Genomic DNA, 20,876 nt, shown 5'->3' with positions numbered 1-20,876 from the left:
CCCGGCTCGGGCCTATGCTGAGCGAGTGCTCGGCCGACGGCAGTTCCTCCGCGGGGCCGGTGCGGTTGCCGCCGGTGCCGCCCTGGCGGGGTGTTCCCGAGATCCGTGGTGGCAGGACGCGTCCGGCCGACTCCGCATCGCCACCGGCAACGTCGGGGCGGTGTTCGACGAGTACGGCGCGGCTCTGCGCACGGAGGCCTCCCGAGTGCTCCCGGGCGTGCGCGCGGAGGTCGTCGTGACCGGCGGTTCCGTGGGTAACGTGCTCGATCTCGCAGCGGGCACCGCGGACGTCGCGTTCTGCCTCGGCGACACGGCGCTCGACGCGGTGCGCGGCGCGGGGTCCTTCGACACCCCGGTCTCCCTGACAGCGCTGGCCCGGCTCTACGACAGCTTCCTGCAGATCCTCGTCCCGGTGGACTCTCCGGTCACGAGTATCGACGATCTGGCCGGCCTGCGCCTGAGCGCGGGCCAGACCGACTCGGGAACCCGGTCGGTGACCGAGAGATGCCTGGCCGCAGCGGGAGTGGACACGGCGGACGTCGACTTCGTCGCGCAGCCGCTCGGCGACTCGACAGCGGCACTGAGCTCCGGGCGCGTCGACGCCCTGGCCTTCGTCAGCGGGTTTCCGGTGCGGGCACTGGTCGAGCTGGGCGCGCGCACACCGGTCCGCGCCCTCGACATCGGTGGACTGGTCGAGGGACTCGTGTCGACGTGGGGTCCGCAGTACGTCACCGGTCCGCTGCCGGCCGGGCCGTACCGTCTGCCCGCCGCCGTCCAGACGGTCAGCGTGAAGACGTACCTCATAGCGACGCCGACGCTCCGCGAGGACACTGCCTACGGATTCACGTCCGTCGTCTTCGACCGTCAGGACGCGATCGCGCAGACCGTGCCCGACGTCCGACAGCCGACCGTCGCCGCCGGGATGTTCACCCAGCCGGTCCCGCTGCATCCGGGGGCGTTGCGGTGGTTCCGCGATCGAGACGCGCGGGAAGTGAGATGACCGTCCGCAGGCCGGGATCGGCGGGTTCGAAGACCACCTCGCCGTCGGCGTCACGGATGCGGAGGACGACGATCGCGAGACCCAGTCCGGTGCCCTCGACGCCGGCGTGTCGTTCGAGTCGGTGGAAGCGTCGCCCCAGCTCGGCGGCTTCGGCGGCACTGACGCCGTCACCGTGATCACGCACCGTCACTCGCCACGCGTCGCCGGCTTGCTCCAGCACGACGTCGACGGACCGACCCTCCGCGTACTTCACGGCGTTGTCCAGCAGGACGTCGAGCACGGTCGGGACGAGGTCCTCCTCCAGCACCGCCGGGGCCGCGTCGACGTCCACCCGGACGGTGAGCAGACTCCCGAACAACGGCGCCCACAACGCGACTCGCTCGCGTAGCTGCCCGGCGACGTCCACCTCCGTCGAGCGTCGGTCGAAGCCTCCCGCGCGGCTGATCTCGATCACCGCGTCGAGCGAGCGCGCCATGCGTTCGGTCTCGGCGAGCACCGGTTCGACGGCCGGATCGTCCACGGCCAGGTTCTCGAGCCGAAGCCGCAGTGCCGTCAGCGGATTGGCCAACTGGTGCGACACGTCCGCGACCAGTTCGCGTTGCTGCTGCCGGGAGTGCTCCACGTTCGCCGCCATGTCGTCGAACGACTCCGCGAGCCGCCGGAGTTCGGGCGGCCCGACGTGGCGTCCCTCTGTCGGGGTGCGGCCACGGGACAGCTGCTCGACGCGGGTGGTCAGATCGTCGACCGGCCGCACCACCCAGCCGACGAGCGGCACTCCCACGAGCCAGGCGACGAGCGCGAGGACGACGGCGCCGCCCGCCGCGGCCAGCACCATCGCTCGCTGCACGTTGTCCCGTGCGTCCGACGTGTCCTCCAGCATGACGACGGCACCGAGGATCTGCGCGTCCCGGCCGATCGGCGTCGCGACGATCAACGGCTCGCTCTGCCACGGCCACAGCGCGGTCGGAGCCGAGGTCGGTGTTCCCGCCAGCGCGTCGCGCACCGCGCCGTTAAGCCCCGGCACGTCCGCCGGCAGGTTCGAACCGGACGGTGCGAGCACCGATCCGTCGATGTCGACGAGCCAGGTACGGGTGCTCTGCGTGACCTCGCCGTACCGCATCAGATCAGGTCCCAGCGAGCTCGCGTCCCCGACACTGTCGGCCAGGGTGGCGAACCGGGTGGCGGCGGCCAGCCGGCGTTCGTGGATGGTGATCGCCCGCTCCTCCGCGTGGGCGGCCACGAGGGGCGCGATGAGCGCCGCCAGCACGGCGGCCGTCAACGTGATCGCCAGTGCGAGCAGCCGTCTCCTCACTCGTCGGGCCCGGCCGCCGTGACCAGTCGATAGCCGACGCCGCGCACCGACTCGATCCGGGCGATGTCCTTCACCTTGTTCCGCAGCGAGGCGACATGGACGTCGAGCGTGCGCGAGGCACCCACCCACGTCGTGTCCCACACCTCCTCCATGAGAGCTGCGCGGCTCACGGGGCGGTCCGGTGTGCGAGAGAGTGCCACGAGCAGTTCGCATTCCTTCGCGGTGAGCGTGCGCACGGAGCCGTCGGGCGCGGTGACCTCGCGGGTGTCCCGAGCGAGGTCGAAGCCGAGATCGACGGTCGGCTCGGTGGCGACGCGTCCGACGCTGCGCCGCACCACCGCGTCCAGCCGTGCGAGCAGCACCGCAAAGCTGTACGGCTTGGTGACGTAGTCGTCGACACCCGCACGCAGAGCGCCGATCACGGAATCCTCGGTGCGCCGCGCCGTGAGCGCCACGATGGGAACGGACGAGTGCTCCCGGATCCGGCGGCAGACCCACAGGCCGTCGTGATCCGGGAGCCCCATGTCGAGCAGGACGAGATCGGCGTCGTCGAGCATGTCGAGTGCTGCGGTCCCGGTGGCGGCGTGGCGCACCGCCCAGCCCTGCCGACGCAGCGACTGCGTCAGTGCGTCGGCGACCCCGAGGTCGTCCTCCACGACGAGAATCTGCATCGTCAGGCCCTCCCGTCCGGCGCGAAGAGCCTAACGCAGGCTCAGGACACGGTTGCCGTGTTCGCGTCCGCTCGGCGTGCCTGCTCGGCGTCCAGGAAGGTCGGCGCGCGATTCTTCAGTACGAAGACGTACACGACGAGCGAGACACCGATGGCGATGGTGACGTAGATGCCGAAGGCGTCGAGTGCGTTGTTCTCCTTGGCGGCCTCGTAGATCACCGGGGCCGTGCCACCGAACATCGAATTGGCCAGTGCGTAACCGAGTCCCAACCCCAGCGCGCGTACGTGAGCCGGGAACAGCTCGGCCTTCACGATCGCGTTGATCGAGGTGTAGCCGGTGAGGATGACGTAGGTTCCGGCGAGCAGCAGGAAGGACACCATCGGCGTCTCGACCCGGGGCAGCAGGTTCAGGAAGGTCCACGACCACAGCACGCCCGCGATGCCGAACCCGACGAGCAGCGGCTTGCGCCCGATCTTGTCGCTCAGCAGACCTCCGAGCGGCTGGATCACCATGAGCAGCACCAGCGCCGCGAGATTGATCCACGTCGCCGTCATACCCTGATCGGCGTAGGTGCTCTTGACGATGAGCGGCCCGTTGACGCTGTAGGTGTAGAACGCGACGGTGCCGCCGAGGGTCACGAGGAAGCAGATGAGCAGCTGCTTCGGGTACGCGGTGAACAGCTCGGTCATGGATCCGCTGCGCTTGCCGTCGACGTCGGTCTGCAGCGATTCGTCCATGCTCCGACGCAGGAACAGGACGACCACGGCGCCGACGGCACCGATCCCGAACGCGATGCGCCAGCCGAAGGAAGCGATCTGCTCGTCGGTCAGGACGCTCTGTTGTATCAGCAGCGTGACCTGAGCCAGCACGTGACCGCCCACCAGGGTGACGTACTGGAACGAGGAGAAGAACCCGCGCAGCCCCGGCGTCGCCGCCTCGGACATGTACGTCGCCGAGGTCCCGTACTCACCGCCCGTCGCGAAGCCCTGCAGCAATCGGCACAGCACCAGCATGACCACCGCGGCCGACCCGATGGACTCGGCCGTGGGGGTCAGCGCGATGAGCAGCGATGCTCCCGCCATCAGCGAGATGCTGAACACCAGTGCGGGGCGACGCCCGTGCCGATCCGCGTACCGGCCGAAGAACCACGATCCGATGGGGCGCATGACGAACGTGATCGCGAAGATGCCCATCGTGTAGATGCCCGCGTTGGGCTCACCGTCGGCGAAGAAGCTCGACTGCAGGTACGACGCGAAGACCGTGTAGACGTACACGTCGTACCACTCGACGAGGTTGCCGAGCGATCCGCGAATGGTGTTGAACACCGCGCGCTTCGTCGAGGGAGGCCCCGCGGGGATGGCTGTCGTGGCCATGGATGGTCACCTTTCGGTCCGGTGCAGGGGATGCACCGAACGAACACTAGGTGTGACCGGCGCCATATGCGGCACGGCCGCCTGCAGTCTTTACAGATACTTTGCAATCGCGACCGAGGCTGTCGGTGGTACCTGCCACGATCGCCGACATGACGACGACGCCGGCACTGCCCGAAGCCTGCCTCGCGTGGTGCAGCGCCCGTTCGTACGAGTACGACGTGCTGGGTGATCTCGCCGAGATCGACCTCGACTGGTGGAACAGTCGACTCACGACCGCACGGATCCCGGTGCGCGTTCGCGCCCGCGCGCTGGACGGAGACATCGTCGAGACGGGTATCGGGTTCCTGCGCCGAGGCGACCTGCAGACTTTCGGCAACGGGTGCGATCTGGCCACCGTCTATCACTGCGCCGCATGGCTCGTCGGCCATCGGGACCGTGACCGCGCTCGACGCTTTCCCGATGCGCGTGATCTGGCGGAGCCCGCCGACGAGCGGCGGTTGCACACCGTCCGAACGGCCCTGGACGAGTGCCGCCGCGCGCCGGCGCTCATCGACGTCGGGCCGCACCGGGACTGGTCGGGCTGGCCGAAGGCCACGGGCTTCGGGCGCGTTCCGATGTCCCTGTACGTGTGGGCGATCGGGTCCGAGAGCACGCTGCACCGCCCACAACTCCTCGACCAGCAGGCATTGTCCGAGCTCGTGCATCGGGGGTGGGTGGAGAATCCGTCGGTGTCGGCCATGACCGTGCGGCGCTACCTCGGCTACTGCGAGGTGCTCGACGAGTGGGCGAGACTGGGCCACGTACGCCCCGAGCTGATCGAGATGTGGCTGATGCGATCGTGGCGGAGCCGCCGGGAATCGCCGTCACCGTTCATGGACGAGTTCCGCAAGGCGTTGTGACGCGATGATGATGAGAGTCGAACGTGGTGGAGCTGAGGGGAATCGAACCCCTGACCTTCTCGATGCGAACGAGACGCGCTACCAACTGCGCCACAGCCCCTGACCCGGCGAACCAGGATCGACTCGAACTCTAGCAGCCCCGCGGGACTGCCAGAAATCCGGTCACTCCCCCGCTGCGCGGCGCATGCGGACGTCGAGGTGGGAGTCGCCGACGTGCTCGTCGTAGTGCTCGAGATGGTCGAACGCCGGGTCCTCGTCGTCCACCTCGAGCACCACGGCACCGGGGCGACGCAGGCGCTCGGGAGTGAGCGCGAGCTCCGGATCGGTGCTCGACTCGACACCGAGGCGCGAGCGCTGCAGACGCTGCATGCGACGACGACGGATGTCCTCCTCGATGCGCACCTGGCGGCGGAGGTAGAACAGGTAGGACGACAGTCCGACGAGGGTGACGGCGAAGACCCACCAGAAGATCGGGCTCGCAAGGAATCCCAATGCTGCGGACATCGCGATGACGAACACGGAGCCGAGCACCGTGCGCTGACGGAACGAGTAGCGGGCGGCGCGGGCGATGGCGTCGGCCTCGGGATCGAAGCCACCACGTCCGCGTCGCTGCGGCACGAAGTCCTCCGAGAAGTACTCGTCGACGTGCTCGTCGCTCTCGTGGCCGTGCTGGGTCTCCATCGGATCCTCCGAAAGCGAGTCGGTCGAGTGCAGGTCGTCGTCGGACGGGCGCCAATCGGGGTCGCTGCGATGACCCGCCGCGGGGCCGGGGTCGACACGGAGCCGTGCTCCGCCCCGATGCAGAACCCTGGTGGCGAGCGCGACATCGGTGGTGCGCCGGATGCGCGGGCGCGACTTCACCACCATCGGCACGAGCACGAACAGCCAGATGGCGACGAGGCCGATCCAGATCACCGAATTGGGCACACCCACCACCTCCTGACGTGAATCACATTCATGTGAGCTTGCACGTCAGCGTAGTGGGGCGCGGTGAACCGCCGACGGCGACGCGCCGAACACGAGTGCACTCATGTCACACCAGTCACAGGCCCGCGCCATGTGCTGACGCAATCGGGAGTCGTGGTCGCTGCAGCGTCAGCACATCCCGGCACGGTCAGCGTGCGTCATCCACAGGCAGCCCTCGCTGGCCGTTCGGCGACGCGGCGCTGTCCGACACTGTCCCGATGACACTCCGCGACATCGACGACCACACCGACGATGAACTGCGCGGAATGGTGCGGCGAGGAGAGTTGGTCCGGCTCGGACGAGGCTGCTACGTCGACGGCGATCGATGGCGCGCAGCCGATGTCGACGAGCGCTACCTGCTCCGGGTTCGCGCGGCACTCTCGCGCCGGTCGTCCATCGCCGTGGCGAGCCACCACTCGGCGGCGGCCGTGCTGGGACTCGCGACGCTGCACCCCGACCGGTCCCGTGTGCACGTGAGTGTCGAAGGCCGGGGCGGCGGGAAGTCGACCTCGAGTTGCGTCGAGCACCGTGTGTCGTCGACCGACGCCGACCGCACCTCGGTGGACGGGCTCCGGGTGACCACCCCGGCGCGGACGGCACTCGATCTCTCGTGCGTCGGGTCGCCCGTTCAGGCGTTGTGCGCGGTGGAATCAGCGCTGCGCCTCGGGCGGACGTCGCGGCGGCGCTGCCCGGGATGGGCCGCCGGGACGGTATCGCTCGCGCACGCACGGCGGTACACCTGGCCAGCCCACTCACCGAGAGCATCGGCGAGTCGTGGAGTCGGGCGCTGATGATGCAGTGGCCGGAGATCCCGGCGCCCCGCTTGCAGCACCGGTTCGTCGATTCCCTCGGACGGTTCGTCGCCCGCTCGGACTTCGACTGGGAGGGACGCCTGCCCCGACGCCTGCGGCGACTGCTGAACGAGGGGCTCGCGCGAGCGTTCCCCGAACGTGGCAGCAACCGCGGACGGTGCCGGTAGCCGTGGGTGCTGCAGCGTCAGCACATCCCGACAGCGTCAGCACATCCCGACAGCGTCAGCACATCCCGACAGCGTCAGCACGTCCCGACAGCGTCAGCGGGAACACGCAACCCCTCTACCGAGCCCACGCCGCCCGACCACTGCGCACCAGGACGTCGGCCACCGTTCCGGGCGTCTCCCCCACCGTCATGGCCACGAGGATGTGGTCGCGCCACGCACCGTCCACGTCGAGGTACCGCTGCAACAGGCCCTCCTGACGGAACCCGACGTTACGCAGAACCGCTTGGCTGGCAGCGTTTTCCGGCCGCACGGTGGCTTCGAGCCGGTGCAGCCCGGCCGACGCGAAGCAGTGATCGACGCCGAGGGCGAGTGCCGCCGTCGCGACGCCCTGGCCGCCGACGTCCTTGGCCACCCAGTAGCCGATCCACGCCGACCGAAGGGCTCCGCGGACGATGTTGCCGACCGTCAGCTGCCCGACGAAGGTGCCGTTCAGTTCGATGGCGAAGGGCAGCATCATCCCGCGCCGGGCCTCGGCCTTGAGACTCGAGAACAGGGGCGGCCACGACGACATCGCGTGCCGCATGTCCCAGGGCGCCTCACCGGTGGGCTCCCACGGTTCGAGGTGCGCGCGGTTGTCGATGCGGGTCCGCGACCACACCGCGGCGTCACGCAGACGCACCGGCCGGACCGTCACCTCGCCCGCGGGAACCACGAGAGGTCCCAGCTTCGCCGGCCATCCGGGATGGCTCGACCACGATCGCGGCATACTTCGAAACCTTAGCGAAGAGGACGGAGCGTCAGCCGCGCTGCGCGAGGAATGCGACGTCGACCTCTTCGCCGGTCCGCACCTCGGTCACCTCGGGGTCGACCATGACCAGGCAGTTGGCCTCCGCCAGCGTCGCCAGCAGGTGCGACGAGCTGCCTGGAGCACCGCCGAGTGCCTGCACCAGGTACTCCCCCGTGCCCTCGTCCCGCATGAGCTGGCCGCGCAGGTAGGCGCGGCGCCCGGCGATGGACGTGATGGGTCCGACGGTGCGGGCAGTGACGATGCGGCGCATGGGCTGCCGTCGACCGAGCGCGATGCGCACGAGCGGCCGCACCATCACCTCGAAGACGACGAGCGCACTCACCGGGTTGGACGGCAGCAGGAAGGTGGGCACCTCGTCGCGACCGAGCTGGCCGAAGCCCTGCACCGATCCGGGGTGCATCGCCACGCGACCGACCTCGATGTCGCCGAAGTCCTCGAGCGCCTCGCGGATCTCGTCGGACGCGCTGCCGCCGACGGCTCCGGCGATGACGACGATCTCGGAGCGGATGAGCTGCCCCTCGACCACCTCGCGGAGCCGCTTGGCGTCACCGCTGACGATGCCGATGCGGTTGACGTCCGCGCCCGCGTCACGTGCCGCGGCAGCGAGGGCGTAGCTGTTCACGTCGTACACCTGGCCCTGGCCCGGTGTGCGTTCGATGTCGACCAGCTCGCCGCCGATCGAGATGACCGAGAGTCGCGGACGGGGATGCACCAGGACCTTGTCGCGGCCCACGGCTGCGAGGAGCCCGACCTGCGCCGCGCCGATGATGGTCCCGGACCGCACCGCGACGTCGCCGGGCTGCACGTCGTCACCGATGCGGCGCACGTACTCCCCGGAGCGCACGGGTGCGAGCACCTCGATGCGGCCGCGCGCGAACTTCGCTCGCTCCACGGGGAGAACGGCGTCGGCCAGGGTGGGCAGCGGTGCGCCCGTGTCCACGCGTACCGCCTGCCGCGGCTGCAGACGGATGGGCTGACGCGACCCCGCCGCGACCTCACCCACCACGGGCAGCGAGATGTCGACGGGCGCGCCGTCGTCGTCGGTGGCCGACCCCGCAGCAGCGATGTCCACACTGCGGACCGCGTAGCCGTCGATGGCCGCCTGATCGAACCCGGGCAGCGGGCGCTCGGTCACCACTTCCTCTGCGCACAGCAATCCCTGCGCCTCGGAGATGGCGACTCGCACCGGCCGGGGGGCAACCGCTGCAGCCGTCACTCTCGACTGCTGCTCCTCAACCGAGCGCATCCGCACCTTCCGTCATCCGTGTCGACCGGGCGTCACTCGTAGGTCGTGAGCTCCGGTGCCCAGCTGTCGCTCAAGCGCTCCTGGAGCCACTCGCGCAACGCCGGACCGTAATCTTCGCGTTCCAGTGCGAAGTCAACCGCAGCGCGGAGGTATCCCCCGGGATTTCCGAGGTCGTGTCTCACTCCGCGGTGCACCACCACATGTACCGGATGGCCCTCCTCGATGAGGAGCGCGATGGCATCGGTGAGTTGCAGTTCGCCGCCGGCGCCGGGCTCGATGCGTCGCAATGCGTCGAAGATGGCCCGGTCCAGAAGGTATCGGCCGGCCGCCGCGTAGTTCGACGGCGCGTCCTCCTTCTTGGGCTTCTCCACCATGCCGTTGACCTTGAGCACGTTGGGATTCACCGCGTCGGGCACGATCTCGGTGTCGAACACGCCGTAGGCGGACACCGCGTCCTCGGGAACCTCGATGGCGCACAACACGGTTCCGCCGCGCTTGGCACGCACCCGCGACATTACGTCGAGCACCCCGCGCGGCATCACCAGATCGTCGGGAAGCAGGACGGCGATCGCGTCCTCGTCGTCGTCGAGCACCTCCTCGGCGCACGCGACGGCATGCCCGAGCCCCAGCGGCTCCGCCTGGATCACCGACTGGACGTCGAGAAGTCCGGGCGCGACACGGACCTTCTCGAGCATCTCGAGCTTGCCGCTCGCCTCGAGCTTGTTCTCCAGCACCAGATCCTCGACGAAGTGTGCGACCACACCGTCCTTGCCGGGCGAGGTGACGATGACCAGACGCTGGGCACCGGAATCGGCGGCCTCTCCGGCGACCAATTCGATCCCGGGTGTGTCGACCACCGGCAGCAGCTCTTTCGGCACCGTTTTCGTGGCGGGGAGGAAACGCGTTCCCATGCCTGCAGCGGGTACGACGGCCGTACGGAACGACGGCTTCTTGCCACCGGCCTCGGACTCACTGTTTGCTGAGCTCATGCGCACACCCTATCCATGTAGACCGCGAATCGTCCTTCGCGAGACACTGGGGTTTCCCCCGTGATCAGTGACGACAAACTCGAGTGGAGGACACGCATACTCACTGCCCGGAAACAGCGAGACGTCCTCGCACGGGAGCGGGCATCAGAGGCACTCTCTCACGCCGTGTCGGTTTTGGCCTCCGATGTGCGGGAGCGCGGCGGCGACACTCTCGCCGCCTACGTACCGGTGGGTAGCGAGCCCGGCGACGTGACCATGCTGGACTCCGCACTGGCCACCGGCGTGCGCGTTCTGCTGCCCGTCGCGCGCGAACCCGGGCCACTGTCGTGGGCCGAGTACACCGGACCCGACTCGCTCGTCTCGGCCGCGTACGGCCTGCGTGAACCGGCCGGCCCGACGCTTCCTCCCGAGACCGTCGCGGACGCGTCGATCGTGCTGGTCCCCGCGCTCGCCGTCGACCGCAGCGGTGGTCGCCTCGGTCGGGGCGCCGGCTTCTACGACCGCACGCTCGGTGCCGTCCGGCCGGACGCGTGGCTGGTGGGGGTCGTGTACGACGACGACGTGGTCGACGCGCTGCCGACCGAACCGCACGACGTGCGCATGACCCACGTGTTGACGCCGCTGTCGGGGCTGCAGCGGCTGGTCCACGACAGTCGCGGCTGAGGAATAGCGCCACCTGCACCGACGTTGCCTCGATTGCCGACGCTGGCACTGTCGACTGTAGAGTGCCAGTCAGGGACCGACAGCGGAGGAAACGTGCCTACCTACTCTTATGCGTGCACCGAGTGTGACAACCGGTTCGACATCGTCCAGAAGTTCACGGACGACTCGTTGACCGTGTGCCCCGCGTGCTCCGGCAAGCTCCGCAAGCTGTTCAACACCGTGGGCATCGTCTTCAAGGGCAGCGGCTTCTACCGCAACGACAGCCGTGGCAGCTCGAGCAGCAGCGAATCGGGTTCCTCCGACTCCGGCAGCTCGTCGGACAGCAAGGGCTCGAGCGAGAAGAAGAGCGAGACGAAGTCCGACTCGACCTCCAGCACCTCGAGCGAGAAGAAGTCGAGCGAGAAGAAGTCGACCAGCACCTCCACCCCCGCCGCCGCAAGCTGATCGTCCGACCCGGGGATCGCCGAGCCGCTGTCCCCGGGCGCCGCTGACTCTCGCGGCGCCGCGACTCGCGCACGTCCTACGGTCGCGTCATGTCTCCCACGGTCGACCACCCGCTGAGTGCGCGCCTGTTCGACCGCATCCCGCCGATGCCGCCGCGCCTGCGGTCGCCCGCCGCTCGGCGCATCCTCGCCGGCGCTCTCGTGGCACTCGCCGCCGTCTCGGCCTACCGGACCGATCCGTCGCGCACGGAGGTACCGGTGGTCGTCGCCGCCGCGGACCTTACTCCCGGCACCTACCTCACAGCAGCCGACGTCACGCTGACCCGCGTGGACTCGTCTCTGCTCGCGGACGGAACGCTCCGGTCGGTGGACGAGGCTGTGGGAAGAACGGTCGCCGGACCCGTCCGCTCCGGCGAGGCACTCACCGATGTCCGACTGCTTGGGCCCCGGCTCGCGTCCGCCACCCTGCCGTCCGGCGATGCCCGCATCGTGCCGATCCGCCTCGCCGATCCCGAGTTGGCACAACTGCTTCGGGCCGGCGACGTGGTCGACGTGGTGCGGGCGGCGAACTCACCGGACGGGGACGACGCATCCGGTGTGATCGCCGAGAGCGCCACCGTGGTGATGGTGTCGGCTCCGAGCTCCGGGGTCTCGCGACGCGAACAGCTCGTTCTGGTCGCCCTGCGGGCCGACGACGCGTCGGCCGTCGCCGCCGCGTCACTCTCCGACGCGCTCACCGTCCTCCTGCGGTGACCGTCCCGTCACGGTCCTGCTGCCGGGCCCCTCGAGACGCGCTGGTCGGTTACTCTCGTCGTGGCTCAATCCATGATCGACGAGAGTAGGGGCGGATCGCATGTTGAAGGGCTTCAAGGACTTCCTGTTGCGCGGGAACGTGGTCGACCTCGCGGTCGCGGTGGTCATCGGTGCGGCGTTCACGGCCATCGTCACCGCATTCACCACCAACATCGTGAACCCGTTGATCTCGTCCATCGGGGCGAGCAACGAGCTGGGCTGGGGCTTCCTGATCCGCTCCGGCAACGATGCGACGTTCGTGAACATCGGGGCTGTCATCACCGCGGTGATCAACTTCGTCATCATCGCGGCGGTCGTGTACTTCGTGCTCATCCTCCCGGTGAACACCGCGAAGAACCGCTTCGCGACGAAGAAGGAGAAGGCCCTCAGCGATCAGGACATCCTGATCCAGATCCGGGACCTGTTGGCGGAGGGCCGGTCCGACGGCGTCAAGACCACCTCCGACGGCATCACCGGCACCGCGACCCCGGGCAGCACCACCACGTAGTCACTCGAGAGACGTCGTCACCCGAGACACGACGAAGGGCTCGTACTCACCGCGCGGTGGGTACGAGCCCTTCGTCGTCTGTTCGGAGCGAGATCAGTTGAACTTGACCAGCGGGAACTCGTCGAGGGTGATCGCGGTGCCGGCCGCGGAGCACGCGTCGACCACAGCCGTCGAGTTGTCGACGAAGGCCTGACCGGACGAGCTGTCCGGCTCGGTGAGCTCGAGCGAATCTGCGGGCAGCGCACCGATGAGGGTGCTGAGCGAGGACTCGACGTCACCGGTGGCGGTGTCCGCGAGCGGCTGGAACTTCTGCATCTCGGCGGTCTTCGCGTCGGTCCACGTCTGCACGTCGGTGTCGGCCGGGCCGGCCTTGACGAGGGCGGTGAACTGGTCGTACGTGGTCTCGAATTCGGTGCAGGCGGTGGCGTTCTCGGACGAGTCGTCGGACGACCCGGAATCCCCGCTGCTGCAGGCGGACAGGCCCACCAGGGCCGTGAGGGCAAAGGCGGCAGTCATCACACGAGTCGCGGTACCGGAGTTCATGCCGACCATTCAACAGGACGCACGACCACCGGAACGCAGTGGGGCGGTGCACCTTCGGACCCTGGTGACATGCCACCGACCGTTGTCGTGCGCCATTGTCACGCTTCACGAACACGACGAAGCCCCACCCGGATGACCCGGATGGGGCTTCGTCTGTGTTCAGATCTGCTGTGGCAGCGGACTACCGATCAGCAGGCAACCGATACTGGCTGGGCCAGGATCAGTTGAAGGTCCACACGGGGCCGTAGGCGACGGCCGTGTCGCCGGTGGCGGACACGATCGAGGCGTAGGGACGGACGCGGACGTTGCCCAGGATGCCGGTGGCGGTTCCGTGGACGTTGGCCAGCTGGACGGAGCCCTCGGAGCCGGCAGCTTCCTGCTCGCCACCGGTGATGTCAGCCGACTCGTCGATGACTGCGACTGCACCCTCGGACTGGACGATGCCGGGTCCGGGTGAGATTTCGACAGAGGCAGTGGCGGTCGGGAGGAGGCCGTCAGTGGAGACGCTGGAGCCGCCCCCGGTCACGGCACCGGTAGCACCTGTCGATGAGCTGCTGCCCAGCGAGATCTGCGGCGTCGTGTAGGCAACGGTGAACGAACCACCGAGGCTGGCCGGGTAACCAACCTGGTAACCGACCTTGACCGTGCCCTCGAAGTCGTCGGCGGACGGGCCGTTGATGGCCCAGGTGATGCGGCCGTTGCCGAACCACTCGCGGGTGAGCGGGTTGCCGTCGAGCGGGAACACGCTGTTCACGAAGGTGTCCTCGAGGTTGACCGTGATGGAGTTGCCATCAGCGTCAACGACGGTGTTGCTGGCGTCGACGCCGGCCTGCGCGGTGCCGGTTCCGAGAACCAGACCGACGACCGAGGCGCCTGCCACAGCTGCAACACTCATGGACTTGAGCCCCCGGCTGCGCCGCGGCTTACGAATTACGGTCATGTACTTCCTCATCATGTTCGTCCCGCGGCGTGTTCGCCTCGGGTGCGCTGTCGGGCTCTGACGTCCTCCCGAGCGGTTCGCTTTCGAGCGAACCGTATCAGGCGGCGACTGCAAGCTCATGGCTTACGCGTCGGGCAGTGCAGGAACACAAGTTGGACGCATCCTCGTATCGATTCAGCATCCACCGTTGAACCTGAGCGAAACCTTAGAGGGTGATTCGGACCGTGACAATCCCTACGTTCACGGCGTTGCGCTCGAACACCGCCGCCCACGTTTCGTGCGTGTGAACGTGCGTCACAAGCGTTTTGGCCGCACGACGCGCCGCAGCTCCAATGGTCGGGATCCTGCCGGATCTGTGCTAATCGCCTCGACGCATGCCCCGTGACGTGCGCGTTATCAGGCTCACACCCGAGTACAACGGTCCCGACACGGGGGTTGCCAGTCACACCAGTCACATCTACCCTGCGGTAACCCACGGGGTGATCGTCCCGATTCAGCGAATTCGCGGTTAACAGACAGGCAACATCGGGTTCGCCTTGTGGTAACTCCCAGTGATGTGGATCACACCACTTCAGTGGTAATGGGGAGGTCTCTGACTCCTCAACCATTCCTCCGAGCCTTGCCCCGAATCACCTCGGTGTGGTTCGTCGGACGTTGCGTCGTCCCGAGTCGACTCCGGAAGGACGTCACCGAACACACGAGCGAGCCGGGCCCGTCGTGCACGGGCCCGGCTCGCAGTGTCCTCGGAGTCCGGATCGACAGGTGATGCGTCGCCGGCTGGAGGGGCGTTCTTCTGGGGGTCGTCAGCCGTCAAGACTGGACAGCTCACCGATGACATGGGCGGCGAGCGGCGTCAGCGTCGCCATTCCGTCGCGGACGGCGGCGCGACTCCCGGCCAGGTTGACCACCAGCGTGCTGCCGGACACTCCGGCGAGCCCGCGGGACAGCCCGGCGTCGAGCGACCCCGCCGCCAGTCCGGAGGAGCGGAGCGCCTCACTGATGCCGAGCAGTTCGCGGTCGAGCACCTCGGCCGTCGCGTCCGGGGTGACGTCGCGCGGTGACGTGCCGGTGCCGCCGACGGAGACCACTAGGTCGACGCCTCCGATGACCGCGGTGTTCAGTGCGTTGCGCACGTCCACCTCGTCGTTGCTGACCACGACGACACCGTCGACGAGGAAGCCCGCCTCGGTCAGCAGTTCGTTGACCAGAGGCCCGGTCGAGTCGGCATCTCCATGGGCCGTGCGGTCGTCGACGATCACGACGAGCGCACGTCCGGCCACGGCTGCATCCATAGTCATGTCGCTCACCGTAATGCCCGGGCCCGACGGAGACTCGATGTGCCCGACGATGGGCGTGAGGTGGCCGCGATCACGGACGATCCGGGGGCGCTTCATCAGTTGCCTCCGCTCGGGGCCGTCCCGAGCGTGACCTGCACGGTCTGCTCGGAGCCACCCTGCGTGTAGGTCACCGAGACCTCGTCGCCCGGAGCGTGCGAGCGGACCGCCGCGATGAGAGCGTCGCCGCTGGCGATGACGCGGTCGTCGACCTTCGTGACCACCGCACCCGTCGGTACACCCGCCTGCGCGGCCGGCCCGCCCTCGGTGACGGCCATGACCGTCGCCCCGTTGGCGTCGTCACGGCTCGGGACACTGATACCGATGATGGCCTGCGTCGCCTTGCCGGTCTGCACCAACTCGTCCGCGATGCGGCGCGCCTGGTCGACCGGGATGGCGAAGCCCAGACCGATGGAGCCGCTCTGCGACTCGGACGAGCTGGCGCCCGCCCCCAACGTCGCGATGGCGCTGTTGACGCCGACCAGCTTGCCGTTCATGTCCACGAGCGCACCGCCCGAGTTACCCGGGTTGATGGCCGCGTCGGTCTGGATCGCGTCGATCACCGTGGTCTGGTCCGTGGACTCGCCGCTGGTCGCGACGGGACGATTCAGGGACGAGATGATGCCGGAGGTCACCGTGCCGGCGAGGCCGAGCGGCGAACCGACGGCCACGACACCCTGGCCCACCTGGAGGCCGTCCGAGGTGCCGAGCTCGATGGGCGTCAGGTTGCTGCGTCCCTGCGCCTTGATCACCGCGATGTCGGACGACGCGTCCGCGCCGACCACCGTCGCCGACGACGTGGACCCGTCGTTGAAGGAGACCGTCAGCTGCGCGTTGGCACCCGCACCGGACACGACGTGGTTGTTCGTCAGGATGAGGCCGTCGGAGGAGAGGATCACGCCGGATCCCTCACCCTCCGCGGTGCGGCCCGCCACCTGGATCTGGACCACGCTGGGGAGAACCTTCTCCGCGACGGCCTGCACCGAACCGTCGGGGGCGTTGGCGGCCGGGTTGGCCTGGGTGACCGGCTGGTTGAGGGCATTGGTGATGCCGCCGCTGCCGCCGTCCGCGGCGATGGCACCGACCGCGCCGCCGACTCCGCCGCTCACCAGGGCCAGCGCGATGGCGCCCGCGACGAGGGCTGCACGCCCCGGCTTCCGCGAGGTGGTCGCCGGCGCGGTCCCGCCGTAGTACTGCGGCTGCTGCTGGTACGGGTTCTGCTGGTACGGGTTCTGCCCCTGCTGGTGAGGCTGCTGATACGGGTTGTGGGGCTGCTGGTGCTGACCCGCCTGTCGACCGTCCCACCCGGTGTACTGGGGCTGCGTGTGCCCCTGTCCCCCGTACGCGGGCTGCTGCGCGGTGGGCTCCGATGCGCCGTCCCGGCCGTCGCGGCCGTTGTCACCAGTGGTGCGGTCCTCGTTCATGCGTTTCGCTCCATCTCCATGACCGGCTCGCACCGGTCACCTCACGTCGTCCTGATCGACGATGCTCCGCCGGACTGAGAGGGCGCTGAGATCAGCGTGTCAGTCGCCTGTGGGTCTTGCGGACCGGCGGATTCCCCCGGAAGGACGATTCGAATCAGGGTGCCGCCGGTCACCGAGTCCTCCACCGCGATGGTTCCGCCGTGCTTGAGCACCACCTGACGCACGATCGCCAGACCCAACCCCGATCCGGGCATGGACCGCGATGCGGTGGACCGGTAGAAGCGTTCGAACACCAGCTCCCGCTCCTCCGGCGCGATGCCCGGACCCGCATCGGACACAGTGAGTTCGAGCAGGCCGTCGGGCCGGGCGATCATCGCCACGTGCACGGTGGCGCCCGACGGACTCCACTTGGCCGCGTTGTCGAGGACGTTGAGGACGGCGCGGGACAGTCCCGCCTGATCGCCGTACAGAATCCACGGTGTGGTCATCGAGTCGAAGTCGATCTCGTTGCGGCGTCGGCGAACTCGTTCCAGACTGCGTTCGACGACATCGGCCATGTCGACCCGTTCGAAGACGTTCTCCGGGGCGTCCTCACGTGCCAGGTCGACCAGATCGCCGACGAGCGTCGACAACTCCTCGATCTGCGCCACCACGTCGAGGCGCAGCTCGGCCATGTCCTGCTCCGGGATGCGCGGCGCACCCGGCCGACTCGACGCGATCAGCAGTTCCATGTTGGTGCGGAGCGACGTCAGCGGAGTCCGCAGTTCGTGGCCCGCGTCCGCCACGAGTCGGCTCTGCCGCGCCCGCGACTCGGCGAGCGCCCGCAGCATCGTGTTGAAACTGTCGGTGAGGCGGGCGAGTTCGTCGTTGCCCGTCACGGGAATGGGAGTCAAGTCGTCGGTTCGGGCGACACGCTCGGCGGCCGCGGTCAGACGTCCGATGGGGCGGAGACCGGTGCGTCCCACGGCTGTGCCGGCCACCGCCGCGAGGACGACGCCGCAACCACCCACGACGAACAGCACCCAGGCCAGTCGGTCGAGGACCTGGCCGGTGGGCGCGAGCCGCTGCGCGATCACCAGCGTGCTTCCGGTCTGCGTGCGCTCGGCGAGAACGCGAGCACCCGAGGTGGTGCGCAGCGACGAGGTCGACTGGCCCAGCGCGACGTCCATCTCGGGATCACCGATGGGCACTACCGAGCCCGGCGGGATGTACTTGGTCAGATCCGGAAAGATCAGCGCGACACTGACATCGGTGCTGTAGAGCGTGGCGCCCGCGACGTACCGGGGATCGAACGCGACGAGGTTGGTCTCGATCAGCGCACTCGCCCGGGTGCGGAGCTGGTTGTCCACGTCGCCGTACAGCGCACGGGACACCACCGCGTACGCCGCGATCGCCATGACGGCGACCGCGATGGCCACGACGGACGCCGCGAGCAGCGTGACACGCCACCGCAGCGACACCGAGCGGGTGAGCGGCATCGGAGGACGCATCAGTCCGTCCTGCGCCGCGCGCGCCTTGTCGGTCCCGGCCTCGCCCCGCCGACGGCCGAAGGGAGCAACCATCACGGAGGCGTTTCCCGCAGCACGTAGCCCACACCGCGGACGGTGTGGATGAGTCGGGTCTCGCCGTCGGCCTCGGTCTTGCGTCGCAGATACCCGACATACACCTCGAGAGCGTTGCCCGACGTCGGGAAGTCGTAGCCCCACACCTCCTCGAGGATGCGACTCCGGCTGAGCACCCGTCGGGGGTTGGCGAGCAACATCTCGAGCAACGAGAACTCGGTGCGGGTGAGACTGATCGGGCGTTCGCCGCGTCGCACCTCACGCGTGACGGGGTCGAGCGACAGATCCGCGAACGTCATGGCCTCGCTGTCCGGACCCAGTTCCCCGCCGGTGCGTCGCAACAGGGCGCGCAGCCGCGCCAGCAACTCCTCGAGGGCGAAGGGCTTGGGCAGGTAGTCGTCCGCGCCGGCGTCGAGACCCGCCACGCGCTCGGACACGGAGTCACGAGCCGTCAGGACCAGGATCGGCAGATCGTCGCCGGTGCTGCGCAGACGGCGGCACACCTCGAGCCCGTCGAGCCTCGGCATCATGACGTCGAGCACCAACGCGTCCGGTCGCTCGGCCGCGACCTTCTCGAGGGCGTCGAGACCGTCGGTCGCCAGGTCCACGGTGTACCCGTTGAACGTCAGCGACCGTCGTAGCGATTCTCGGACGGCACGATCGTCGTCGGTCACCAGTACACGCATGGGAACAGTGTGTCCCTGACGACTGAGACGCTGCTGAGAGGACATGGAGACGGCCTGCGTCAGCGCCCGAACAGCCGGTCGACGAAGGCGATGGCGTCGGGCTGCGAGTCACGGAACGTCTGACTGTGGTCGCCCGGGTAGGTCCGGAAGGTGAGCGGTTCGCCGCTGGCCGTCATGGCCGCCGCGAGCGACAGCGCGGACGGTGCCGGCACGTCGAGGTCCCGCAGTCCCTGGCCTATGAACACGGGGCGGTCGTACCCGGAGGTGGGCACACCCATGTAGTCGTTCAGCAATCCGTACACGTTCGGGATCTGCGCCAACGGCCGCGAGAACATGTCGCCGAGTCGCAACCCGGACACCGCGTCGTGGAACGGGTTCGCGCACTGCGTCTCGGCGGTGTCGACCCACTGCCGACCGAGCGGCGTGAGGTAGGAGTTCAGATCTATCTCCGGATGGGCGGCGCGCAGTCCCGCCAGGATGTAGAAGACGTACGACGTGAGACCGTCCGGAATCGCGACGGGCGGCACACCGGGCCCGAGCGGGAGCAGGACGAGTTCGATGTTGGCGGGCACACCGGTCCCGACGGCGCCGAGGTAGTCCAGGCCGGCGCCGCCGTATTCGGTGGCGTACCGCGCGGTCGTCACCGCGGCGCCGCCGCCCTGGGACTGGCCGATAGCGACCCACCGATTCGACAGGGTGGGCTCCAGTTCCCGTGCAGCGGTGACACTGTCGACGACACTGTGCGCCTGCACCTTGCCGTCCAGGTACGGCATCACTCCGGGGGTACCGAGACCCACGTAGTCCGTGGCGACGATCGCGTAACCGCGGTCGAGCCACGTCTGGAGGTACGGGAAGTCGCGGTCCGGCAACGTGGGACCCACGACCGACGGAGCGCAGTCGTCGCCGAGCCCGGACGTGCCGTGCGCCCATGCGATGACGGGCCAGCCGCCCTCGGGCGCCTCACCGCGCGGCAGATAGACGCCACCGGTACTCAGGGCAGGCTCGTTCTGCGAGCCCACCGACCAGTAGGTGATGCGCCGGGCGTCGACACTTCCGGGGATCGGGGCAGGCGACGCCGTCGATCCGACGAGCGTGCCCGGGTCGCGGTCCTGCGCGTGCGCCACACCCGTGAGGGTCAGCGCGACGGACGTCGTGGCGGTCAGGGTCACCAGGGCGCGCAGCAGGCGGCGGGAGCGGTTCGGCACGGCGTCACCGTACCGCCACGACACCGGATTCCGGACTAGAACATATGTTCGATCACCGCTAGGCTCTTCAGTCATGGACGAGGTGGGTGCGACGCAGAGTTCGGTGAACGACAAGGTGCTCGAGCTGCGCGCGGTCGCGGACGAACTCCGGGCGCTCGACGACCATCGAGTGGCCCTCGGCGACAAGCTGGTGGACCTCGAACACTGGTTCCGACGGGTGGGGTGCCTGGAGTTGTCCGACCACGCACTCGACGTCTTCGTCTCTCGCTACGTGGGCCGGGTCTTCGAGCTGGCCGACGGTCTGCGCGAGTAGCCGTGACCTCGCGTCACACTCAGTTGTGACCCGCGTCGCCTCGATCGGCACCACGTGGGGTGCCCCTCATTCCGGTGGAAACCACCCCGGAACGGGCAATCATGGAGCACGGCGGGACACGTTCTCGTCGAGGCCGGTCAGGGGAACCGACCTCAGCACGATCGGAGGAAACACATGATGATCACACTGACACTCGTCGGGGCGGCAGCACTCGCGGTCG

General features: G+C 68.7%; 23 protein-coding genes and 1 tRNA gene. 9 read left to right on the top strand and 15 right to left on the bottom strand.

The window, feature by feature from the left end; translation table 11 throughout:
- Nucleotides 1–25 precede the first annotated feature (25 nt).
- A complete protein-coding gene (locus tag HQ325_RS06710; RefSeq protein ID WP_222627522.1) occupies nucleotides 26–1,000 on the top strand; it encodes a TAXI family TRAP transporter solute-binding subunit in 975 nt (324 codons plus the stop codon).
- Here HQ325_RS06710 and HQ325_RS06705 read toward each other — a convergent pair.
- Genes HQ325_RS06705 through HQ325_RS06695 form a run of 3 tightly spaced genes read right to left on the bottom strand, consistent with a single transcriptional unit; the run spans nucleotide 927 to nucleotide 4,356 of the window.
- Nucleotides 927–2,312 carry a HAMP domain-containing sensor histidine kinase gene (locus tag HQ325_RS06705; RefSeq protein WP_222627520.1) on the bottom strand — a complete coding sequence of 462 codons (1,386 nt, stop codon included), beginning with the start codon at nucleotides 2,310–2,312 and terminating at the stop codon, nucleotides 927–929. The two genes, HQ325_RS06710 and HQ325_RS06705, sit on opposite strands and share 74 nt — an antisense overlap.
- Complete coding sequence (locus HQ325_RS06700) at nucleotides 2,309–2,983, bottom strand: response regulator transcription factor (RefSeq protein WP_222627517.1); 675 nt, start codon at nucleotides 2,981–2,983, stop codon at nucleotides 2,309–2,311. The genes HQ325_RS06705 and HQ325_RS06700 overlap by 4 nt, the downstream gene beginning before the upstream one ends.
- A gap of 41 nt (nucleotides 2,984–3,024) precedes the next feature.
- Nucleotides 3,025–4,356: an MFS transporter gene (locus HQ325_RS06695; protein WP_222627515.1), complete on the bottom strand. Its 1,332-nt coding sequence runs from the start codon at nucleotides 4,354–4,356 to the stop codon at nucleotides 3,025–3,027.
- Between the two features lie 149 nt (nucleotides 4,357–4,505).
- On the opposite strand from HQ325_RS06695, the gene HQ325_RS06690 reads away from it, so the two are divergent.
- The gene (locus HQ325_RS06690; RefSeq protein WP_222627513.1) at nucleotides 4,506–5,255 is read left to right on the top strand and encodes a hypothetical protein; all 750 of its coding nucleotides are present in this window, start codon (nucleotides 4,506–4,508) and stop codon (nucleotides 5,253–5,255) included.
- A 24-nt stretch (nucleotides 5,256–5,279) separates the two neighbouring features.
- On the opposite strand, the gene HQ325_RS06685 is transcribed toward HQ325_RS06690, so the two are convergent.
- Together HQ325_RS06685 and glpR are read right to left on the bottom strand one after the other, a co-directional pair.
- Nucleotides 5,280–5,355 (bottom strand) — tRNA-Ala (locus HQ325_RS06685).
- A 62-nt stretch (nucleotides 5,356–5,417) separates the two neighbouring features.
- Nucleotides 5,418–6,182 carry a gephyrin-like molybdotransferase receptor GlpR gene (glpR, locus tag HQ325_RS06680; RefSeq protein WP_222627511.1) on the bottom strand — a complete coding sequence of 255 codons (765 nt, stop codon included), beginning with the start codon at nucleotides 6,180–6,182 and terminating at the stop codon, nucleotides 5,418–5,420.
- A gap of 257 nt (nucleotides 6,183–6,439) precedes the next feature.
- On the opposite strand from glpR, the gene HQ325_RS06675 reads away from it, so the two are divergent.
- Together HQ325_RS06675 and HQ325_RS06670 are read left to right on the top strand one after the other, a co-directional pair.
- The gene (locus HQ325_RS06675; protein WP_222627509.1) at nucleotides 6,440–7,012 is read left to right on the top strand and encodes a type IV toxin-antitoxin system AbiEi family antitoxin; all 573 of its coding nucleotides are present in this window, start codon (nucleotides 6,440–6,442) and stop codon (nucleotides 7,010–7,012) included.
- Nucleotides 7,012–7,200, top strand: coding sequence for a hypothetical protein (locus HQ325_RS06670; RefSeq protein WP_222627507.1), 189 nt, complete (start codon nucleotides 7,012–7,014; stop codon nucleotides 7,198–7,200). Before HQ325_RS06675 ends, HQ325_RS06670 begins: the two co-directional genes overlap by 1 nt.
- Nucleotides 7,201–7,315: 115 nt before the next feature.
- Here the strand turns inward: HQ325_RS06670 and HQ325_RS06665 are convergent, their stop codons facing one another.
- From HQ325_RS06665 to HQ325_RS06655, 3 genes are read right to left on the bottom strand one after another with little or no spacing between them, the layout of a single operon-like run.
- Nucleotides 7,316–7,966 carry a GNAT family N-acetyltransferase gene (locus HQ325_RS06665; protein ID WP_222627505.1) on the bottom strand — a complete coding sequence of 217 codons (651 nt, stop codon included), beginning with the start codon at nucleotides 7,964–7,966 and terminating at the stop codon, nucleotides 7,316–7,318.
- Between the two features lie 31 nt (nucleotides 7,967–7,997).
- On the bottom strand, nucleotides 7,998–9,254 hold the full coding sequence (glp, locus tag HQ325_RS06660; protein ID WP_222627503.1) for a gephyrin-like molybdotransferase Glp: 1,257 nt from the start codon (nucleotides 9,252–9,254) through the stop codon (nucleotides 7,998–8,000).
- A 32-nt stretch (nucleotides 9,255–9,286) separates the two neighbouring features.
- Nucleotides 9,287–10,243, bottom strand: coding sequence for a UTP--glucose-1-phosphate uridylyltransferase (locus tag HQ325_RS06655; protein WP_222627501.1), 957 nt, complete (start codon nucleotides 10,241–10,243; stop codon nucleotides 9,287–9,289).
- 60 nt (nucleotides 10,244–10,303) lie between these two features.
- On the opposite strand from HQ325_RS06655, the gene HQ325_RS06650 reads away from it, so the two are divergent.
- From HQ325_RS06650 to mscL, 4 genes are all read left to right on the top strand, one after another.
- A complete protein-coding gene (locus HQ325_RS06650) occupies nucleotides 10,304–10,906 on the top strand; it encodes a 5-formyltetrahydrofolate cyclo-ligase (RefSeq protein ID WP_222627499.1) in 603 nt (200 codons plus the stop codon).
- A gap of 93 nt (nucleotides 10,907–10,999) precedes the next feature.
- Nucleotides 11,000–11,350: an FmdB family zinc ribbon protein gene (locus tag HQ325_RS06645; RefSeq protein WP_222627476.1), complete on the top strand. Its 351-nt coding sequence runs from the start codon at nucleotides 11,000–11,002 to the stop codon at nucleotides 11,348–11,350.
- An 89-nt stretch (nucleotides 11,351–11,439) separates the two neighbouring features.
- Nucleotides 11,440–12,102, top strand: a complete 663-nt coding sequence (locus tag HQ325_RS06640; RefSeq protein WP_222627474.1) for an SAF domain-containing protein — start codon at nucleotides 11,440–11,442, stop codon at nucleotides 12,100–12,102.
- A gap of 100 nt (nucleotides 12,103–12,202) precedes the next feature.
- A complete protein-coding gene (gene mscL, locus HQ325_RS06635; protein WP_222627472.1) occupies nucleotides 12,203–12,649 on the top strand; it encodes a large-conductance mechanosensitive channel protein MscL in 447 nt (148 codons plus the stop codon).
- Nucleotides 12,650–12,742: 93 nt separating this feature from the next.
- Here the strand turns inward: mscL and HQ325_RS06630 are convergent, their stop codons facing one another.
- The 7 genes from HQ325_RS06630 to HQ325_RS06600 form a co-directional block, all read right to left on the bottom strand.
- A complete protein-coding gene (locus HQ325_RS06630; protein WP_222627470.1) occupies nucleotides 12,743–13,165 on the bottom strand; it encodes a hypothetical protein in 423 nt (140 codons plus the stop codon).
- Nucleotides 13,166–13,412: 247 nt separating this feature from the next.
- Entirely contained in the window at nucleotides 13,413–14,087 is a 675-nt protein-coding gene (locus HQ325_RS06625; RefSeq protein WP_261777707.1) for an MspA family porin, read from the bottom strand.
- Between the two features lie 848 nt (nucleotides 14,088–14,935).
- On the bottom strand, nucleotides 14,936–15,430 hold the full coding sequence (locus HQ325_RS06620) for a molybdenum cofactor biosynthesis protein B (protein ID WP_197027709.1): 495 nt from the start codon (nucleotides 15,428–15,430) through the stop codon (nucleotides 14,936–14,938).
- A 95-nt stretch (nucleotides 15,431–15,525) separates the two neighbouring features.
- Entirely contained in the window at nucleotides 15,526–16,890 is a 1,365-nt protein-coding gene (locus HQ325_RS06615) for a S1C family serine protease (RefSeq protein WP_222627466.1), read from the bottom strand.
- A gap of 41 nt (nucleotides 16,891–16,931) precedes the next feature.
- Nucleotides 16,932–18,380 (bottom strand): HAMP domain-containing sensor histidine kinase, encoded by a 1,449-nt coding sequence (locus HQ325_RS06610; protein ID WP_261778009.1) that lies wholly within the window; start codon nucleotides 18,378–18,380, stop codon nucleotides 16,932–16,934.
- Nucleotides 18,381–18,451: 71 nt separating this feature from the next.
- Nucleotides 18,452–19,138 carry a response regulator transcription factor gene (locus HQ325_RS06605; protein WP_027504120.1) on the bottom strand — a complete coding sequence of 229 codons (687 nt, stop codon included), beginning with the start codon at nucleotides 19,136–19,138 and terminating at the stop codon, nucleotides 18,452–18,454.
- A gap of 59 nt (nucleotides 19,139–19,197) precedes the next feature.
- Nucleotides 19,198–20,343, bottom strand: a complete 1,146-nt coding sequence (locus HQ325_RS06600) for a lipase family protein (protein WP_374107191.1) — start codon at nucleotides 20,341–20,343, stop codon at nucleotides 19,198–19,200.
- 73 nt (nucleotides 20,344–20,416) lie between these two features.
- Here HQ325_RS06600 and HQ325_RS06595 point away from each other — a divergent pair, with 73 nt between their 5' ends.
- Nucleotides 20,417–20,656 (top strand): hypothetical protein, encoded by a 240-nt coding sequence (locus HQ325_RS06595; RefSeq protein WP_027504121.1) that lies wholly within the window; start codon nucleotides 20,417–20,419, stop codon nucleotides 20,654–20,656.
- The last annotated feature ends 220 nt before the right edge of the window (nucleotides 20,657–20,876 follow it).

This window comes from Rhodococcus sp. BP-349 (assembly GCF_019835845.1).
GTDB lineage: Bacteria > Actinomycetota > Actinomycetes > Mycobacteriales > Mycobacteriaceae > Rhodococcoides.
Note: the sequence above shows the minus strand (reverse complement) of the source record. Positions and strands in the feature narration are given on the sequence as shown.

What these genes read in the sequence shown, in the direction of transcription:
- HQ325_RS06595 (WP_027504121.1), top strand. Translation starts at nt 20,417, where the DNA reads ATGGACGAGGTGGGTGCGACGCAGAGTTCGGTGAACGACAAGGTGCTC.
- HQ325_RS06610 (WP_261778009.1), bottom strand. Translation starts at nt 18,380, where the DNA reads ATGCGTCCTCCGATGCCGCTCACCCGCTCGGTGTCGCTGCGGTGGCGT.
- HQ325_RS06655 (WP_222627501.1), bottom strand. Translation starts at nt 10,243, where the DNA reads ATGAGCTCAGCAAACAGTGAGTCCGAGGCCGGTGGCAAGAAGCCGTCG.
- HQ325_RS06625 (WP_261777707.1), bottom strand. Translation starts at nt 14,087, where the DNA reads ATGAGTGTTGCAGCTGTGGCAGGCGCCTCGGTCGTCGGTCTGGTTCTC.
- HQ325_RS06675 (WP_222627509.1), top strand. Translation starts at nt 6,440, where the DNA reads ATGACACTCCGCGACATCGACGACCACACCGACGATGAACTGCGCGGA.
- HQ325_RS06695 (WP_222627515.1), bottom strand. Translation starts at nt 4,356, where the DNA reads ATGGCCACGACAGCCATCCCCGCGGGGCCTCCCTCGACGAAGCGCGCG.
- HQ325_RS06605 (WP_027504120.1), bottom strand. Translation starts at nt 19,138, where the DNA reads ATGCGTGTACTGGTGACCGACGACGATCGTGCCGTCCGAGAATCGCTA.
- HQ325_RS06640 (WP_222627474.1), top strand. Translation starts at nt 11,440, where the DNA reads ATGTCTCCCACGGTCGACCACCCGCTGAGTGCGCGCCTGTTCGACCGC.
- HQ325_RS06615 (WP_222627466.1), bottom strand. Translation starts at nt 16,890, where the DNA reads ATGAACGAGGACCGCACCACTGGTGACAACGGCCGCGACGGCCGGGAC.
- glp (WP_222627503.1), bottom strand. Translation starts at nt 9,254, where the DNA reads ATGCGCTCGGTTGAGGAGCAGCAGTCGAGAGTGACGGCTGCAGCGGTT.
- HQ325_RS06670 (WP_222627507.1), top strand. Translation starts at nt 7,012, where the DNA reads ATGATGCAGTGGCCGGAGATCCCGGCGCCCCGCTTGCAGCACCGGTTC.
- HQ325_RS06630 (WP_222627470.1), bottom strand. Translation starts at nt 13,165, where the DNA reads ATGACTGCCGCCTTTGCCCTCACGGCCCTGGTGGGCCTGTCCGCCTGC.
- HQ325_RS06620 (WP_197027709.1), bottom strand. Translation starts at nt 15,430, where the DNA reads ATGACTATGGATGCAGCCGTGGCCGGACGTGCGCTCGTCGTGATCGTC.
- HQ325_RS06665 (WP_222627505.1), bottom strand. Translation starts at nt 7,966, where the DNA reads ATGCCGCGATCGTGGTCGAGCCATCCCGGATGGCCGGCGAAGCTGGGA.
- mscL (WP_222627472.1), top strand. Translation starts at nt 12,203, where the DNA reads ATGTTGAAGGGCTTCAAGGACTTCCTGTTGCGCGGGAACGTGGTCGAC.
- HQ325_RS06700 (WP_222627517.1), bottom strand. Translation starts at nt 2,983, where the DNA reads ATGCAGATTCTCGTCGTGGAGGACGACCTCGGGGTCGCCGACGCACTG.
- HQ325_RS06690 (WP_222627513.1), top strand. Translation starts at nt 4,506, where the DNA reads ATGACGACGACGCCGGCACTGCCCGAAGCCTGCCTCGCGTGGTGCAGC.